Below are 16242 nucleotides of genomic sequence, written 5' to 3'. Positions count from 1 at the left end.
CGACCACGTGGTCGCAGCCGTGGGGCTGAAGATCGCAATGACGTAGCAAGGCAAGGTGCTGGAGGTTCCGTGGACCTGTCCCTGTCGACCCGTACTGTCGGCGATCGCACGGTCGTCGAGGTTGGCGGCGAGATCGATGTGTACACCGCCCCCAAGCTGCGCGAGCAGCTTGTCGAGCTCGTCAACGACGGCAACTACCACTTGGTCGTGGACATGGAGGGCGTGGACTTCCTCGACTCCACCGGCCTCGGTGTGCTGGTCGGTGGCCTGAAGCGGGTGCGCGCGCACGAGGGTTCGCTGCGCCTGGTGTGCAACCAGGAGCGCATCCTGAAGATCTTCCGGATCACCGGTCTGACCAAGGTGTTCCCGATCCACAACTCGGTGGACGACGCCGTCGCGGCGACCGACTGACCTTCCGTCGGTCCGCCGTTCCAACCGAATCTTCTCGATCGACCGCCGCCGGTCGGCCGGGCGCTGAGCCCTGCCCGGCCGGCGCGGTCGGTGTTCCCGCCTCCGCCGTGCGGGCCGGTGTGCCCGGCGGTGGGGAGCAACCCCGGAGGGGAGACATGGCAACCGTCGAACTTCGATTCAGCGCACTGCCCGAGCACGTGCGGACCGCCCGTTTGGTGGCCGCCGCGGTGGCCAGACGTGCGGGGGTGGACGAGTCGGTGCTCGACGAGTTGCGGCTCGCGGTGGGCGAGGCCTGCTCCCGCGCGGTGGCGCTGCACCAGCGCAACGGCGTCGACGGGGCGGTCCGGGTCGCGTTGATCGAGCAGGAGAAGCGTTTTCTCATCGAGGTCGCCGACGAGGCCGGCCCGGCGCACGCCGCCGGTGCCGCGGGCGGCGGCTCCGAGGACGAGGACGCGCTCGGCCTGGCGGTCATCACCGGCCTGGTCGAGGACGTCGAGGTCGGCAACGGCGACGACGGCGGTGTGATCCGGATGAGCTGGTCGGTCGCCCCGCCCGACGCCGACGCCTGAGACCCGCCCGACGCCTGAGACCCGTCCGCGCGCTCCCGCCTGGAGTCAGCCCACCGAGCCCGTCGACGCCGCCACCCCCGACCCGTCCGCGCGCTCCCGCCTGGAGTCCCTGCGCCGGGCCGGGCCCGCTGAGCTGCCCGGATGTCGCTGGCCGCGGCCTTCCGCGCAGCCGGGGGCGGGTGGCCGTGTAGGTTCGCTGGTCGATGCCCGGGACCGGGTGTCAGCGACCGAAAGGGCCCCGGTGAAGAAGCGACTGGTCACCGTCTCCACGCTCGGCGCGCTGCTCGCGCTCGCCGCCGTCGGCTGTTCCGCCGACGATTCGGCGAAAAAGCTCGACGGCTGGGCGAAGAACGTCTGCGATGCCGCGCGGGACCCGATCTCGCAGTCCCGGGCGGCGCTCGCCGACACCGGGAACGTCAAGGACGGCGAGTCCCCCGTCGACCTGCAGAAGCGGCTGTCCACCGACCTGGCCGCGCTGGCCACCACCAACCAGCAGTTGGCGGACGCGGTGGACAAGGCCGGCGTGCCGAAGATCGACAACGGGGCGAAGGTCCAGCAGGACGCCGTCAACGAGCTGAAGCAGGTCGCCCAGGGCTACCTGGACGCGCAGAAGAAGCTGGACGGGCTGACCAACGCCGATCAGGCCAAGTTCGCGGACGGCCTGCGCAGCGTCGGCGACCAGGTGCAGCGCCTGTCCCAGGTCTCCACCGGCGCGCTCGCCACCCTGCAGAGCGGCGACCTCGGCGACGCGATCAAGAAGCAGCCCGGCTGCAAGGCGGCCGGCGCCGGCGCACCCGCCGCCGACCCGTCCGGCAGCGCCAACCCGTCGTCCGGCGCCAACCCGTCCGGGTCCGCGTCGCCCGGCGGCAACGGTGCCCCGTCATCCGGCGCGCCGTCCTCGGGGGCGCCCGACCAGGGCGCCGGATCGGCTTCGCCGAGCAAGAGCTGACGCCCGGTCGGCCCGTCGCCGGGTGCGGTGGACGGGCCGCGCCGGTGGACGGGGGAGAATGGCGGGGTGACGAACAGCCCCGTTCTTGATACCGCCCGGACGGCGGAACTGCGGGAGGCGCTGCTGAAGGCCTCCTTCACCGCCGATGGATTGCTCGACCTGCTCGGCCCGGCCGCGTACGCGGCGCTGGCCCGCAGCGAGGCCGTCCCGGCGCTGCGGGCGACCCGCGGCGGCTCGCCGCTGGAGACCCTGGTGCGGCTGTTCCTGCTGCAACAGCCGGTGCCGGAGGCCGCCGCCGCGGCCGCCCTGCCCGTCGAGGGCCTGCTGACCGACGGCTGGCTGGTGCGCGACGGCGCCGAGCTGCGCGCCATCGTGGACGTGCGGCCGTACGCCGACGAGGTGGCCGGCCTGCCCAGCGCGGACGCCTGGGTGGTGTCCGACCTCGGCTGCGCCGTCGGCGGCGCGGGCGGCATCGGCTCCGGGCGGACGGACGCCGGCGTCGAGCGCCGCGACCTGGTGCTCGGGGTGGGCGGCGCGTCCACCACGCTGGCCAACCTGACGGTGCGCCGCCCGGTCCGCGAGGTGCTGGACCTGGGCTCCGGCTCCGGTGTGCAGGCGCTGCACGCGGCCCGGCACGCCCAGCGGGTCACCGCCACCGACCTCAACCCGCGCGCCCTGCACTTCACCCGGCTGACCGCCGCGCTGTCCGGCTTCGACAACGTCACCACCGCCGAGGGCAGCCTGTACGAGCCGATCGGCGAGCGGCGCTTCGACCTGATCGTCTCCAACCCGCCGTTCGTGATCTCCCCGGCCGGCCGGTTCACCTACCGGGACGGCGGGATGGCCGGCGACGAGCTGTGCCGCAGTGTGGTGCGCGGCGCCGCCGACCACCTGGAGCCCGGCGGCTACTGCCAGCTGCTGGCGAACTGGCAGCACGTCAAGGGCGAGGACTGGCGCGACCGGCTGGCCGGCTGGGTGGCCGGCACCGGCTTGGACGCCTGGGTGGTGCAGCGCGAGGTGCAGGACGTCGCCCAGTACGCCGAACTGTGGCTGCGCGACGGCGGCGACCACCGCGGCGACGAGTACCGCACCCGGTACGAGGAGTGGCTGGACAGCTTCGAGGCGGCCGGCGTGGAGGGCATCGGCTTCGGCTGGATCACCCTGCGGGCGTCCGGCGCGGCCGACCCGGTGGTGCGGATCGAGGAGTGGCCGCACCCGGTGGAGCAGCCGCTCGGCCCGCACATCGAGGAGTGGTTCGCCCGCCAGGACTTCCTGCGCGGCCACGACGACGCCGGGCTGCTGGCCGCCCGCTACCTGCTCGCCGACGAGGTGGTGCAGGAGCAGATCGGCGCACCCGGCTCCGAGGACCCCGAGCACGTGGTGCTCCGTCACAACCGGGGCATGCGGCGCGCCACCAAGGTGGACACCGTCGGCGCGGGCTTCGTCGGCGTCTGCGACGGCACGCTGGCCGCCGGGGAGATCGTCGACGCGATCGCCCAGCTGCTCGGCGAGGACGCGGCGCAGCTGCGGGCCCGGGTGCCCGAGTCGCTGCGGCTGCTCACCGAGCAGGGGTTCATCGAGCCGGTCCGCTGAACCGGCCGAGGCTGAACCGGCCCTGAGCGGAGCCGGCCGAGGCTGAACCGGCCCTGAGCGGAGCCGGCCGAGGCTGAACCGGCCGAGGCTGAACCGGCCCTGAGCGGAGCCGGCCGGGCCCGAACCGGTCGTTGTCCGGGCGGTGACATTGGTCACCTGAAGTATCGGCATGACGCGTCCGCGTGGTCGGTGCTTCGGGTGACCTGTGCGGTCCAGCCGCGTTGGACACCGAAGGCCCCGGCCGGCGGCCGTGTTCACCCGGGCGTTCCCCGGGTGTGGCCCCTCGGACGCCGGGAGTCCGCCGCAGGTTGTCCACCAAGTGCCAGGGTGCTGTCCACAGGCTGTGGGCAGTGCGGGGGAGGACCTGGTGGAGACGCCGACGACGCTGGTGGGCGGGGCGGTCCTGGTGGTCTTCGGGAGCGCGCTGCTGCTGTGGTGCGCCGTGGAACTGCGCCTTCGCCACCGTCTGCGCCGGTACGGCGTGCCCGCCACCGCCCAGGTGGTCGCCGACCGGGACCGGACCGACGCGATGGACAGCAGCCCGCTGCTCTCCTACTCCGTGGACACCGCCGACGGGTTCGTCGAGGCCGGGCTCGGCACCGTCCACGAACTGCACCCCGATCCGCTGGGACACCTGGTGCTGGCCCGTCCGCGCGGGCACACGCCGCTGCGCCGCCCGCCGCAGCTGGCCGCCGGTGCGGCCGTTCAGGTCGCGTACGACCCGAGGCGGCCGGAGCGGGTGGTGCTGGCCGCGCGCCAGGAACTGCCCTCGCTGCCCGCCGACCTGTTCTGGGCGCTGCTCGGCACCTCGGCGCTGGCGGGTGGCCTGTCCCTGCTCGCGCTCGCCCTGCGCTGACCCCACCCTGCTCGCGCTCGCCCTGCGCTGACCCCACCCTGCTCGCGCTCGTCCTGCGCTGACCCTGCCCTGCGCCGCGAGGGCCCCGCCCGATTACGGAGCGCACTGTTCCGCTCCTCTTTTCTCCACCGCCGTCCGGTCCGCTTTCCGCAGTGCCCGGAGTGCGCGGAAACCCGCCCGGACCGCCCGTGGATGCGTCGGTCCGGGCCCGGTGGAAGGCCTGTTTGCCCCGGAAAGACATGCCCGAAGAGCGGCCATCGGGTTACCGTTCGAGTGGCGTCGGTCGGCCTTGCCGGTGAAAAAGCGGCATCCGTCCGTTTGACAAGGGTGGCCAGGGTACGGTCACACTCCGCTGGTGGGACCGTCGCGGTGCGACAGCCCAGGAGCTTTGGTTTACGACCGGGAGAGAAGAGCGAAGGTGTCCCCGAGCAGCGAGACCGCGCACGGCAAGCGACTCGTCATCGTCGAGTCGCCGGCCAAGGCCAAGACGATCAAGGGCTACCTCGGCCCCGGCTACATCGTCGAGGCCAGTGTCGGTCACATCCGCGACCTGCCCGGCACGGCCGCCGAGGTTCCGGACGAGTACACCGGCGAGGTGCGCCGCCTCGGGGTCGACGTGGACCACGACTTCGCGCCGATCTACGTGGTCAACCCGGACAAGAAGTCCCAGGTCACCAAGCTGAAGTCGCTGCTCAAGGAGTCCGACGAGCTCTTCCTGGCCACCGATGAGGACCGCGAGGGCGAGGCGATCGCCTGGCACCTGCAGGAGGTGCTGAAGCCGAAGGTGCCGGTGCACCGGATGGTCTTCCACGAGATCACCAAGGACGCCATCCAGGAGGCCGTGCGCAACCCGCGCCACCTGAACAAGCGCCTGGTCGACGCGCAGGAGACCCGCCGCATCCTGGACCGCCTCTACGGCTACGAGGTCTCCCCGGTGCTGTGGAAGAAGGTCATGCCGAAGCTGTCGGCGGGCCGCGTCCAGTCGGTCGCCACCCGCCTGGTGGTCGAGCGCGAGCGCGAGCGGATCGCCTTCACCTCCGCCTCCTACTGGGACCTGGTTGGCACCTTCGCCACCGGCCGCACCGCCGCCGACGCCGCCAACCCCGAGAACTTCGGCGCCCGGCTGGTCTCCGTCGACGGCAAGCGGGTCGCCACCGGCCGCGACTTCGGCACCGACGGCCGACTGAAGAACGCCGCGAACACCCTGCACCTGGACGAGCAGGCGGCCCGCACGCTGGCCGCCGCCCTGGAGCAGACCGCGTTCAGCGTCCGCAGCGTCGAGTCCAAGCCGTACCGCCGCTCCCCGTACGCGCCGTTCCGCACCACCACGCTGCAGCAGGAGGCCAGCCGCAAGCTGGGCTTCGGCGCCAAGCGGACCATGCAGGTCGCGCAGAAGCTGTACGAGAACGGCTTCATCACCTATATGCGTACCGACTCGACGACGCTGTCGGAGACCGCGATCGTCGCGGCCCGCGCGCAGGTCACCCAGCTGTACGGGGCCGACTACCTGCCGTCCGCGCCGCGCACCTACGCCTCCAAGGTGAAGAACGCGCAGGAGGCGCACGAGGCGATCCGCCCGTCCGGCGACCGGTTCCGCACACCCGCCGAGACCGGGCTGTCCGGCGACGACTTCCGGCTGTACGAGCTGATCTGGATGCGCACCGTCGCCTCCCAGATGAAGGACGCGGTCGGCCAGTCCGTCACCGTCAAGGTCGGCGGCCGTTCCGCCGACGGCCGGGACGCCGAGTTCTCCGCCTCCGGCAAGATCATCACCTTCCACGGCTTCCTGAAGGCCTACGTCGAGGGCGCCGACGACCCGAACGCCGAGCTGGACGACCGCGAGCGCCGGCTGCCGCAGGTCGCCGAGGGCGACCCGCTGGCCGCCGAGCGGCTCACCCCCGAGGGCCACGCCACCAAGCCGCCGGCCCGCTACACCGAGGCCTCGCTGGTCAAGGAGCTGGAAGACCGCGAGATCGGCCGCCCGTCCACCTACGCGTCGATCATCGACACGATCATCAACCGGAAGTACGTCTTCAAGAAGGGCACCGCCCTGGTGCCCTCCTTCCTCTCCTTCGCCGTGGTCAACCTGCTGGAGAAGCACTTCGGCCGGCTGGTCGACTACGACTTCACCGCGAAGATGGAGGACGACCTCGACCGGATCGCGGCCGGCCAGGCCGAGTCCGTGCCGTGGCTCAAGCGTTTCTACTTCGGTGAGGGCGAGGCCAACGGATCCGCCACAGCCGGCGCCGCCGACGCGGGCAACGGCGACGGCGACCACCTCGGCGGCCTGAAGGAACTGGTCACCGACCTCGGCGCGATCGACGCCCGGGAGATCAGCTCCTTCCCGATCGGCGACGGCATCGTGCTCCGGGTCGGCCGGTTCGGCCCGTACGTGACCCGCCCGGCCGCCGTCGAGGGCGAGCCCGAGCAGCGCGCCGACGTCCCCGACGAGCTGCCGCCGGACGAGCTGACCGTCGAGCTCGCCGAGGAGCTGTTCGCCAAGCCCAGCGGCGAGCGCGAGCTCGGCACCGACCCGATCAGCGGCAACCCGCTGGTCGCCAAGGCCGGCCGCTACGGCCCGTACGTCACCGAGGTGCTCCCCGAGGGCACCCCGAAGACCGGCAAGAACGCCGTCAAGCCGCGCACCGCGTCGCTGTTCAAGACCATGGACCTGGACACCGTCACGCTCGAGGACGCGCTGCGCCTGCTCTCGCTGCCCCGGGTGGTCGGCACCGACCCCGAGGGCAACGAGATCACCGCGCAGAACGGCCGCTACGGCCCGTATCTCAAGCGCGGCACCGACTCGCGGTCGCTGACCAGCGAGGACCAGCTGCTCAGCATCACCCTGGACGAGGCGCTGGCCATCTATGCCCAGCCCAAGCAGCGCGGCCGGGCCGCCGCGGCCGCCCCGCTGAAGGAGCTCGGCAACGACCCGGTCAGCGAGAAGCCGGTGGTGGTCAAGGACGGCCGGTTCGGCCCGTACGTCACCGACGGGGAGACCAACGCGACGCTCCGCAAGGACGACGAGGTCGAGACCATCACCCCGGAGCGGGCGTTCGAGCTGCTCGCCGAGAAGCGCGCCCGCGGACCGGTGAAGAAGGCCGCCAAGAAGGCCCCGGCGAAGAAGACCGCCACGGCCGCGAAGAAGACCACGGCGGCCAAGAAGACTGCGGCGAAGAAGACCACCGCGGTGAAGAAGACCGCGGCCGCGAAGAAGACCACCACGGCGAAGAAGACGGCGGCGAAGGAGTCCGCCACCGCGGAGAACACATCCGAGGAGAGCTGACGGACGCTGCGTAACGGGCCTGTTCGAATCCGGGCGGGCCCGTTAAGGTCGGGGCCGCGCACTCGCTACGCTGACGGTATGACGAGCGAGGAGCTGCCCCCCACCGCACGCGCCGCCCAGGTCGCCCCCGCGGGGACACCCGGTGAACGGGCCCGCGCGCTGCTCCGGCTGCGGCCCTACCGGAAGCTGTGGACCACCCAGCTGCTCGGCGGTGCCGCCGACCGGCTGTCCGTTCTGGTGCTCGTTCCGCTCACCGTGGTCGCCGCCGTGCTCGGCGGGCAGTTCGGGCACGGCTACCGCTCGCTCGCGCTGGCCGTCGCCGCCCTGTTCGCGGCCCGGCTGCTCGCCTCCGGCCTGTTCGGGGCGGCCCTGCTCGGCCCGGTGCACGCCCTGGTCGGCGGTCGGATCGACCGGCGCTGGAGCCTGCTCGGCGCGGACCTGGTCCGCGCCCTGCTGATCGGCCTCGCCCCCTGGTGGGTGGTCTGGTCGCCCAGCTCCGCCACGTGGGCGCTGCTCGGCTCGGTGTTCGTGGCCGGCGCCGCCGAACGGGTCTGGACCATCGGCAAGGAATCCGCCGTCCCCGCGCTGCTGGCCGTCCCCGAACAGGCGGGCCCGCCCGCCGCCGCCTCGCTGGACGCCGTCCGCACCCTCGACCTGCGCACCGGCTGGGCCGCCCTGCCGCTGGCCGCCACCGGCCTGATCGGCTTCACGCTGCTGAACAACGTGCTCGCCGCGGTCGGCCTGCACTGGCTGCGCGGCCACCAGCTCACCGTCGCCGCGCTCGGCGCCGCCGTGCTGTTCGCCGTCAACGCCGGGCTGCTGTACTTCCAGGAGCTGCCCGCCGGCGCCAACACCGCGCCGCGCTCCCCGTTGCAGGGCCTGCGCGCGCCCACCGATGCCACGCCCGGCCCGTCCCTGAAGAAGGGCCGTACCGGCTCCGCCCCGTACTTCACCTTCTCGATCGCCGCCGCCTACGCCTCGATGGCCGGCGTCGCCGCGCTCGGACTGCTCACCGCCACCGAGCACCTGGCCGGCCCGATCGGCTACGGCCTGGTGGTGCTCGCCGCCGCCGGCGCGCCCGCCGTCGGCATCCGGCTCAGCCGCGCCACCCTGCCGGGCCTGTCCCGCCGTCGGCTGCTCGCCCTCGGCCTGGTCACCGCCGGTGTGGCGCTGATCCTCGCCGGGCTGGTCCTCGACTTCGTCCTGGTGCTGCTGTTCACCGTGCTGGCCGGCCTCGCCGCCGGCGTGGTCATCGCCACCGGACGCGGGCTGCTCGCCCAGGAGATCGAGGAGATCCGCCTCGGCAAGGTCACCGAGCACCTGTACGCCGTGCTGCGGGTGGTCGTCGCCGTCGCCCTGATCGGCATGCCGCTGCTGGCCGCCGCCTACGGCGAGGTCTCGCTCGGCCACGTCGGCACCGGCAGCTTCACCTTCATCCACGGCGGCGCCGCGCTCGCCGTCTCCACCGCCGGACTGCTCACCCTGGTGCTCGCCGCCGTCGTCCTGCTGAAGACCGACGACCAGCGCGGCGTGGTCCCGTTCGGCCGCGAACTCGTCCAGGCCGTCCGCGGCGGCGCCGGGGCCGCACCGCACCGGGTGGCCGGCAAGGGCTACTTCATCGCCCTGGAGGGCGGCGACGGCGCCGGCAAGTCCACCCAGTCGCAGGCGCTCGCCGAATGGATCCGCGCCAAGGGCCACGAGGTCGTCGTCACCCGCGAGCCCGGCGGCTCCCCGATCGGGCAGCGGCTGCGCGCCCTCGTCCTGGACGTCGGCAACACCGGCCTGTCGCACCGCGCCGAGGCGCTGATCTACGCCGCCGACCGGGCCGAGCACGTCGAGAACGTGATCCGGCCGGCCCTGGAGCGCGGCGCCGTCGTCATCACCGACCGCTACATGGACTCCTCCATCGCCTACCAGGGCGCCGGCCGCGACCTGGCGGCCACCGAGGTCGCCCGGATCTCCCGCTGGGCCACCGGCGGGCTGGTGCCCGACCTGACCGTCGTCCTCGACGTCGACCCCACCGCCGCGCGGGATCGTTTCACCGAGGCGCTCGACCGGCTGGAGTCCGAGCCCACCGAGTTCCACCAGCGGGTCCGCTCCGGGTTCCTGGCGCTGGCCGCCGCCGACCCCGCCCGCTACCTGGTCGTCGACGGCAGCCAGACGCCCGCCACCGTCACCACCGCCATCCGGCACCGGCTCGACCGCGAGCTGCCGCTCTCCGACCAGGAGAAGGCCGCCAAGGCCGAGCAGGAGCGCAAGGCCCGCGAGGAGGCCGCCCGCAAGGCCGCCGAGGCCGAAGCAGCCCGCAAGGCCGCCGAGGAGGCCGAGCGCAAGCGCCTCGCGCTGCTCGAGGAACTGCGCGCCGAGCAGGCCGAGAAGGACCGCCTGGCCGCCGAGGAAGCCGCCCGCGCCGAGGCCGAGGCCGCGCGCAAGGCCGCCGAGGAAGCCCGCCTCGCCGCCGAGAAGGAAGCCGCACGCAAGGCCGAGGAGGAGGCCGAACGGCAGGCCGCCGAACAGGCCCGCCTCGCCGCCGAGGCCGCCGCCGCCCGCCGGGCCGCCGCCGAGGAGGCCGCCCGCGCCGAACTCCAGCGCCAGCGCGACCTGCAGCGAGAGGAGCAGCGGCGGCGCGCCGAAGAGGCGCTGCAGCGTGCGGAGGAGGCCCGGAAGGCAGCCGAGGCCGAGGCGGACCGGACCGAGGAGGCCCGGAAGGCAGCCGAGGCCGAGGCGGACCGGACCGAGGAGGCCCGGAAGGCAGCCGAGGCCGAGGCGGACCGGACCGCTGTGCTCCCCAAGGTCGAGGAGCCGGCCGCCGAGTCCGACAGCGAGACCACCCGGGAGCTGCCGAAGCCGGTGATCGACGAGACCGCGGTGCTGCCGAAGGTCGACGAGACCGCGGTGCTGCCGAAGGTCGAGGACGCCGAGACCGCGGTGCTGCCCAAGGCCGAGCCGGCGCCCAAGCCCAAGTCGGACCCGGGGTCCAAGCCCGAGGCCAAGCAGGTGCCGCCCGGGCTGTTCCGCGACGAGGACGACTCCTCCCGCACCCGCGAGCTGCGGCCCCGGCCGGACTGGGCGGAGGAGACCCCGCTCGACGACCTGCCCAGCCTGACCGACAGCCTGCTCGGCTCCCGCGAGGAGTGGGCCCGCTGGGAGGCCGAGGCCCCCGGGACGGCGCAGGACGAGCAGCCGAAGCGGGGCTGGCGCCGCCGTAAGGACTGACCACCGGCGGCAGGATTCGGTAGGGACGCGGGGAGCCGCGCGGCGCAGGACCGGCCGCGCAGCTCCCCGCGCCGCGTCCGGGGGCGCCGTCGGGGTCTCCGCGTCGCCGTCGGTGTCTCCGCGCGGCGTTAGGCTCGTCGGGTCGGTGTGGGCGAGGAGGAGCGCGGCGTGAGTGTGTGGGACGACCTGGTCGGACAGGACCGGGTGGTCGAACAGTTGCAGGCGGCCGCGCGGGCGGCCCGGGCCTCCGTGCTGGCGGGCCGCGGGGAAGCCCCCGAGGGCAACGCCTCGCTGATGACGCACGCCTGGCTGTTCACCGGACCGCCCGGCGCGGGGCAGGTGACGGCCGCCCGGGCCTTCGCGGCGGCCCTCCAGTGCACCAGCCCGGACCTGGACCTGGGCGGGACGCCCGGCTGCGGGTTCTGCGACGGCTGCCACACCGTGCTCTCCGGCAGCCACGCCGACGTCAAGCAGGTGCGGACCGACGGCCTGTCGATCGGCGTCGGCGACATGCGCGACCTGGTGCTGCGGGCATCGAGCTACCCGACCGGTGGCCGCTGGTCGGTGATCCTGGTGGACGCCGCGCACCGCCTCACCGAAGCGGCCGCGAACGCGCTGCTGAAGGGCGTCGAGGAGCCGTCGCCGCGGACGGTGTGGCTGCTGTGCGCGCCGTCCGTGCAGGACGTGCTGCCGACCATCCGCTCGCGCTGCCGGCTGCTGGTGCTGCGCACGCCCCCCGCGGAGGCCGTCGCCGACATGCTGGTCCAGCGAGACGGCGTCGAGCCCGAGGCGGCCCGGCTGGCCGCGCTGGCCGGGCAGGGCGACATCGACCGGTCCCGGCGGCTCGCGGTGGACGAGCAGGCCCGGGCCCGCCGTGCCGAGGTGCTGCGGATCCCGCTGGAGGTCGCGGACCTGGGTGGCTGCCTGGCCGCCGCGCAGCGGCTGGTCGACACCGCGAAGGCGGACGCCGAGGCGCTGGCCGAGACCCAGGACGCCAAGGAGACCGACGACCTGCGGGCCGCGTACGGCGCGGCCGAGGGCAGCCGGGCGCCGCGCGGCATGGCGGGCGCGGTGAAGGATCTGGAGAAGCGGCAGAAGAGCCGGGCCACCCGGACCCGCCGGGAGACGCTGGGCGTGGCGCTCGGCGACCTGCTGGGCTTCTACCGGGACGTGCTGGCGATCCAACTGGGCTCGGGCGGAGCGCTGGCCAACGAGGACCAGCGGACGGCCGTGCAGCGGGTGGCCGGCGAGGGCGCGGCGGAGAACACGCTGCGCCGGATGGAGGCGGTGCTGGCCTGCCGGCGGGCGCTGTACCGGAACGTCGACCCGCTGCTGGCGGTCGAGGCGATGACGGTGGCGCTGCGGGCCGGCTGAGCTGCTGTGGTGGCCGTGGGGCCGGTTGCCGTGACCACGGGCTCGGTTGCCGTGGCGACGGGCTCGGTTGCCGTGGCCATGGCCTCGGTTGCCGTGGCCATGGGCTGAAGGCTTCGGGGGCCGTTGCCGTTAGCTCGTTCGAGTGAAGGTGGGGAGTCGCCCGTACCGCCCGGCGGTCCGCGGGCGCGCGGTCTTGCACCCTGTGCACTGGCCACGCGCCCGCGTCCGGCCGGTCCTTCCCCGAGGTGGTGCGTCCCCCATGCCCCGATCGCTCCTCTTCCTGTTGTTGCTGGTGGCTGCGGTGGCGGGCGGTTGGCTGGCCCGGTCGGCGATGTCGCGCTGGCGGGACCTGCGGGCCGCGCAGACGTACGAGCTGGCGGCGGAGGCGCGGCCGGTGCTGGTGCGGGCCGGGGCGGCGGTGGTGTGCCTGATGTGCGTGAGCGCGCTCGGGGTGGCGGTGCTGCCGGGGGTGGACTTCGGCCGGGTGGCGGTACGGCAGGCGGGGGCGGTGGTCGTCGCGGAGCGGTCCGTCCCGGCGGCGCCCCCGGTGTCGGCTCCGGTGTCGGCTCCGGCGGTGCCGGCGTTGTTCAGCAACGTGAGCCGTCCGGCGGGCGGCGAGTTGCTGCAGGGCGAGGTGCCCGGCCCGGACGGGCGGCCGCGGGCGGTGCGGGTGTGGTTGCCCGCCGAGTACAAGGAGGAGCCGGCGGCCCGGTTCCCGGTGATCGTGGTGCACTCCGGGACGGCCGGGCGGACCGCCGACGAGGACGTGCCGGGCGTGTTCGACGGCGTGGCGTCGGCCGTCGAGCTGGGCAGGGCCCGCCCGTTCGTGCTGGTCGCCCCCGAGGCCCCGAGCGGCACCGGCCACCCCTGCGACCTGGTGGCCGCCGCCCCGCAGGCGGTCGCGGACGACGCGGCACTGCGGGCGGCCGTCGGCGCGGTCTTCCGCACCCGGCCGGCCGGCCCCGACAGCTGGGCCGTGCTGGGCGTGGACGACGGCGCCCCCTGCGCGGTTGCGGCCGGACTGACCAGACCCGACCTGTACGGGGCGGCCGCGGCGGTGTCCGGCCAGTACGACGGGCGGGCGCTGGCGAGCGCCGCGGGCGAGGCGCCGGCCGGGTCGTCGGCGCGGCTGCTGCTGGCCGCGGCCAGGCGGGACTCGGGCGGGCTGGAGTCCGCCCGGGCGGTGCGGGAGGCGCTGCGGGACGCCGGGGTGCGGGCGGAGGTGCGGATCTCCGACATCGTCCAGGACTTCTCGGCGGACGGGGAACGGATGCGGTTGGTGCGGGTCGCGGTGCAGTACCTGGCGGAGCAGCTGCCGAAGCCCTGAGGGGCATTTGGTCAGTGTGGTGATCGGATTTTGGGCCCGGCGGCCGAGCGAGGTGGCGGCCGGGCGGCGTCCCGGGTGCGGTGGTTGCGGCCGCTAGGCTCGGGTGTTCCGGCGACGGCCGGGACGGTCGGCTCCCGGGTCGGCCCGCTTCCAGGGGAGAGGACCCACGTTCATGAGAGTCGCCCGACCCCGCCGGCTCGTGCCCGCCGCCGCGCTGGCCGCCGCCGCGTCCCTGCTGCTGGCGGGCTGCACCTCGGGCCACCCGGCACCCACGGCGGGCGGCCCGCCCGGCCAGCCCGCCCCGGCTCCCGCGAACGGCGCCACCCCGCTGGAGCCGCTGCCCACCGACCTGCCGGCCGGCCTCGCGCCCTACTACGCGCAGCAGCTGAACTGGAAGCCGTGCACCACGGACTTCGAGTGCACCACCTTCAAGGTGCCGCTGGACTACGCCCACCCCGGCGACGGCCACGACGTGGAACTGTCCGCGATCCGCAAGCCCGCCACCGACAAGGCGCACCGGCTGGGCTCGCTGATGCTCAACCCCGGCGGCCCCGGCGGCTCGGCGACCGAGTACGTGCAGGCCATCGCGTCGCGCTACGACCCCGGGGTGCGGGCGAGCTACGACCTGGTCGGCTTCGACCCGCGCGGCGTCGGCAAGTCCGCGCCGGTGACCTGCCTCGCCGACGACCGGATGGACGCCTACGCGGCCGCCGACATCACCCCCGACGACCGGTCCGAGATCGACGCCCTGGTGGCCGTCGACAAGGAGTTCGCGGCGGGCTGCTCGGCCCGGGCCGGTGAACTGCTCGCCCACGTCTCCACCGTCGAGGCGGCCCGGGACATGGACATGCTGCGGGCACTGGTCGGCGACCAGAAGCTCCACTACGTCGGCAAGTCGTACGGCACCTTCCTCGGCGCCACGTACGCGGGGCTGTTCCCGAGCAAGGTCGGCAAGGTGGTGCTGGACGGCGCGATGGACCCGTCGCTGGACGCCCGCACCGGCAACCTCACCCAGGCCGGCGGCTTCGAGACCGCGTGGACGGCGTTCGCCAAGGACTGCGTCAAGCGCGACGACTGCCCCGTCGGCCACACCGAGCAGGAGGCCGGCGACCAGCTCACCGCGCTGTTCAAGAAGCTCGACGCGCAGCCGATGCCCACCGACACCAACCGCCCGCTCACCGAGGCCCAGGCGCTCACCGGCGTCGCCGAGGCGATGTACACCGAGGCCCTGTGGCCGCACCTGCGCACGGCCCTGGCCACCGCGCAGGGCGGCAACGGCAGCGGGCTGCTGCGGCTCGCCGACGAGTACTACAGCCGCTCCGAGGACGGCTCGTACGAAAACCTGATGTACGCCAACATGGCCGTCAACTGCCTCGACCTGCCGGCCTCGTTCACCGACCCGGCGGCCGTCACCGCCGCACTCCCGGACTTCGAGAAGGCCGCGCCGCACTTCGGCCGCGACATGGCCTGGATGGCGCTCAGCTGCGCGTACTGGCCGGTCAAGCCCACCGGCGCCCCGCACACCGTCCGCGCGGCCGGTGCCGACCCGATCGTCGTGGTCGGCACCACCCGCGACCCCGCCACCCCCTACGCCTGGGCCAAGTCCCTGGCCGGGCAGCTGGAGTCCGGGCGGCTGCTCAGCTACGACGGCGACGGGCACACCGCGTACGGGCGGCACAACACCTGCATCGACGACGCGGTGAACCGGTACCTGCTCGGCGGGGCGGCGCCCGACAACGGGAAGGTCTGCAAGGACTGACGCGGCCTGTCGGGAGCCGTCGCGGGATCCGTCCTCGGATCCGTCCTCGATCCGCTGCCGGGGTTCGTTTTGTCCGGATGACGGACGGTTCTGTCAGGGACGTATGTGACTGAAGGGGCTGGAGCTAACATGGCGCAGCCCCTTCGGCGTTCCTGCCTCCCGGACACCTTGGAGACCGCAGTGCTCGGCGTCCACGACCTGACCACCTACGTCCTCGGCGCACTGGTCATCGTCCTGCTGCCCGGACCCAACTCCCTCTACGTGCTCTCCGTCGCCGCCCGCAAGGGTGTCCGCACCGGCTACCGCGCCGCCTGCGGCGTCTTCCTCGGCGACCTCACCCTGATAAGCCTCACCTCGCTCGGCGCGGCCTCCCTGCTGCGCGCCAACCCCGCCGTCTTCGCCGTGGTCAAGTTCGGCGGCGCGGCCTACCTGCTGTGGATCGGCCTCGGCATGCTGCGCGCCGCCCGGCAGATGTGGCGCGAGCGGTCGGCCGTCTCCACCGCCTCCGCCGCCGACCCCACCGACGAGGACACCGAGCGGCCGTTCCGCCGCGCGCTGGTCATAAGCCTGCTCAACCCCAAGGCGATCCTCTTCCTGCTCTCCTTCTTCACCCAGTTCGTGGACGCCGGCTACGGCGCGCCCGCCCTCTCCTTCGCCCTGCTCGGCAGCGTCCTGCAGACCTTCTCCTTCCTCTACCTCTCCCTCCTGATCTTCGCCGGCACCTCCCTCGCCAACGCCTTCCGCCGCCGCAAGCGCCTCTCCGCCGGCCTCACCTCCTCCGTCGCCGTCCTCTTCGCCGGCTTCGCCGCGAAGCTCGCCGTCTCCTCCGCCTGACCCGCCCACCCAGCACCGCGTACGGACCACCCCCGGAAACTGTGTAGACTGACCCGCGTTGCCAATGC

The 16242-nt window shown here is 73.9% G+C and carries 11 protein-coding genes; all 11 read left to right on the top strand.

What is annotated here, in order from left to right:
* Window positions 1-69: 69 nt before the first annotated feature.
* The 11 genes from bldG to leuE all read left to right on the top strand — a co-directional run bounded on the left by bldG (window position 70) and on the right by leuE (window position 16174).
* Window positions 70-411 carry an anti-sigma factor antagonist BldG gene (gene bldG, locus ACFYS8_RS11315; RefSeq protein ID WP_073807489.1) on the top strand — a complete coding sequence of 114 codons (342 nt, stop codon included), beginning with the start codon at window positions 70-72 and terminating at the stop codon, window positions 409-411.
* Between the two features lie 155 nt (window positions 412-566).
* Window positions 567-980 carry an ATP-binding protein gene (locus ACFYS8_RS11310; protein ID WP_387639049.1) on the top strand — a complete coding sequence of 138 codons (414 nt, stop codon included), beginning with the start codon at window positions 567-569 and terminating at the stop codon, window positions 978-980.
* Between the two features lie 241 nt (window positions 981-1221).
* Window positions 1222-1929, top strand: coding sequence for a small secreted protein (locus tag ACFYS8_RS11305; protein WP_387639046.1), 708 nt, complete (start codon window positions 1222-1224; stop codon window positions 1927-1929).
* 66 nt (window positions 1930-1995) lie between these two features.
* Window positions 1996-3522, top strand: a complete 1527-nt coding sequence (locus ACFYS8_RS11300) for a methyltransferase (RefSeq protein WP_387639044.1) — start codon at window positions 1996-1998, stop codon at window positions 3520-3522.
* A gap of 367 nt (window positions 3523-3889) precedes the next feature.
* The gene (locus ACFYS8_RS11295; RefSeq protein ID WP_387639041.1) at window positions 3890-4378 is read left to right on the top strand and encodes a DUF3592 domain-containing protein; all 489 of its coding nucleotides are present in this window, start codon (window positions 3890-3892) and stop codon (window positions 4376-4378) included.
* Window positions 4379-4796: 418 nt separating this feature from the next.
* On the top strand, window positions 4797-7664 hold the full coding sequence (gene topA, locus ACFYS8_RS11290) for a type I DNA topoisomerase (protein ID WP_387639038.1): 2868 nt from the start codon (window positions 4797-4799) through the stop codon (window positions 7662-7664).
* Between the two features lie 78 nt (window positions 7665-7742).
* Entirely contained in the window at window positions 7743-10880 is a 3138-nt protein-coding gene (tmk, locus tag ACFYS8_RS11285) for a dTMP kinase (protein WP_387639036.1), read from the top strand.
* Between the two features lie 168 nt (window positions 10881-11048).
* Window positions 11049-12254, top strand: coding sequence for a DNA polymerase III subunit delta' (locus tag ACFYS8_RS11280; protein ID WP_387639033.1), 1206 nt, complete (start codon window positions 11049-11051; stop codon window positions 12252-12254).
* A 259-nt stretch (window positions 12255-12513) separates the two neighbouring features.
* Window positions 12514-13581 (top strand): hypothetical protein, encoded by a 1068-nt coding sequence (locus tag ACFYS8_RS11275; protein ID WP_387639030.1) that lies wholly within the window; start codon window positions 12514-12516, stop codon window positions 13579-13581.
* A 172-nt stretch (window positions 13582-13753) separates the two neighbouring features.
* The gene (locus ACFYS8_RS11270; RefSeq protein ID WP_387639027.1) at window positions 13754-15340 is read left to right on the top strand and encodes an alpha/beta hydrolase; all 1587 of its coding nucleotides are present in this window, start codon (window positions 13754-13756) and stop codon (window positions 15338-15340) included.
* A gap of 180 nt (window positions 15341-15520) precedes the next feature.
* Window positions 15521-16174 carry a leucine efflux protein LeuE gene (leuE, locus tag ACFYS8_RS11265; RefSeq protein WP_387640677.1) on the top strand — a complete coding sequence of 218 codons (654 nt, stop codon included), beginning with the start codon at window positions 15521-15523 and terminating at the stop codon, window positions 16172-16174.
* The last annotated feature ends 68 nt before the right edge of the window (window positions 16175-16242 follow it).

It is taken from the genome of Kitasatospora sp. NPDC004615, from assembly GCF_042873545.1.
Classification (GTDB): domain Bacteria; phylum Actinomycetota; class Actinomycetes; order Streptomycetales; family Streptomycetaceae; genus Kitasatospora.
The sequence above is the reverse complement of the archived record's forward strand: the minus strand, read 5'-3'. Positions and strand labels throughout refer to the sequence as shown.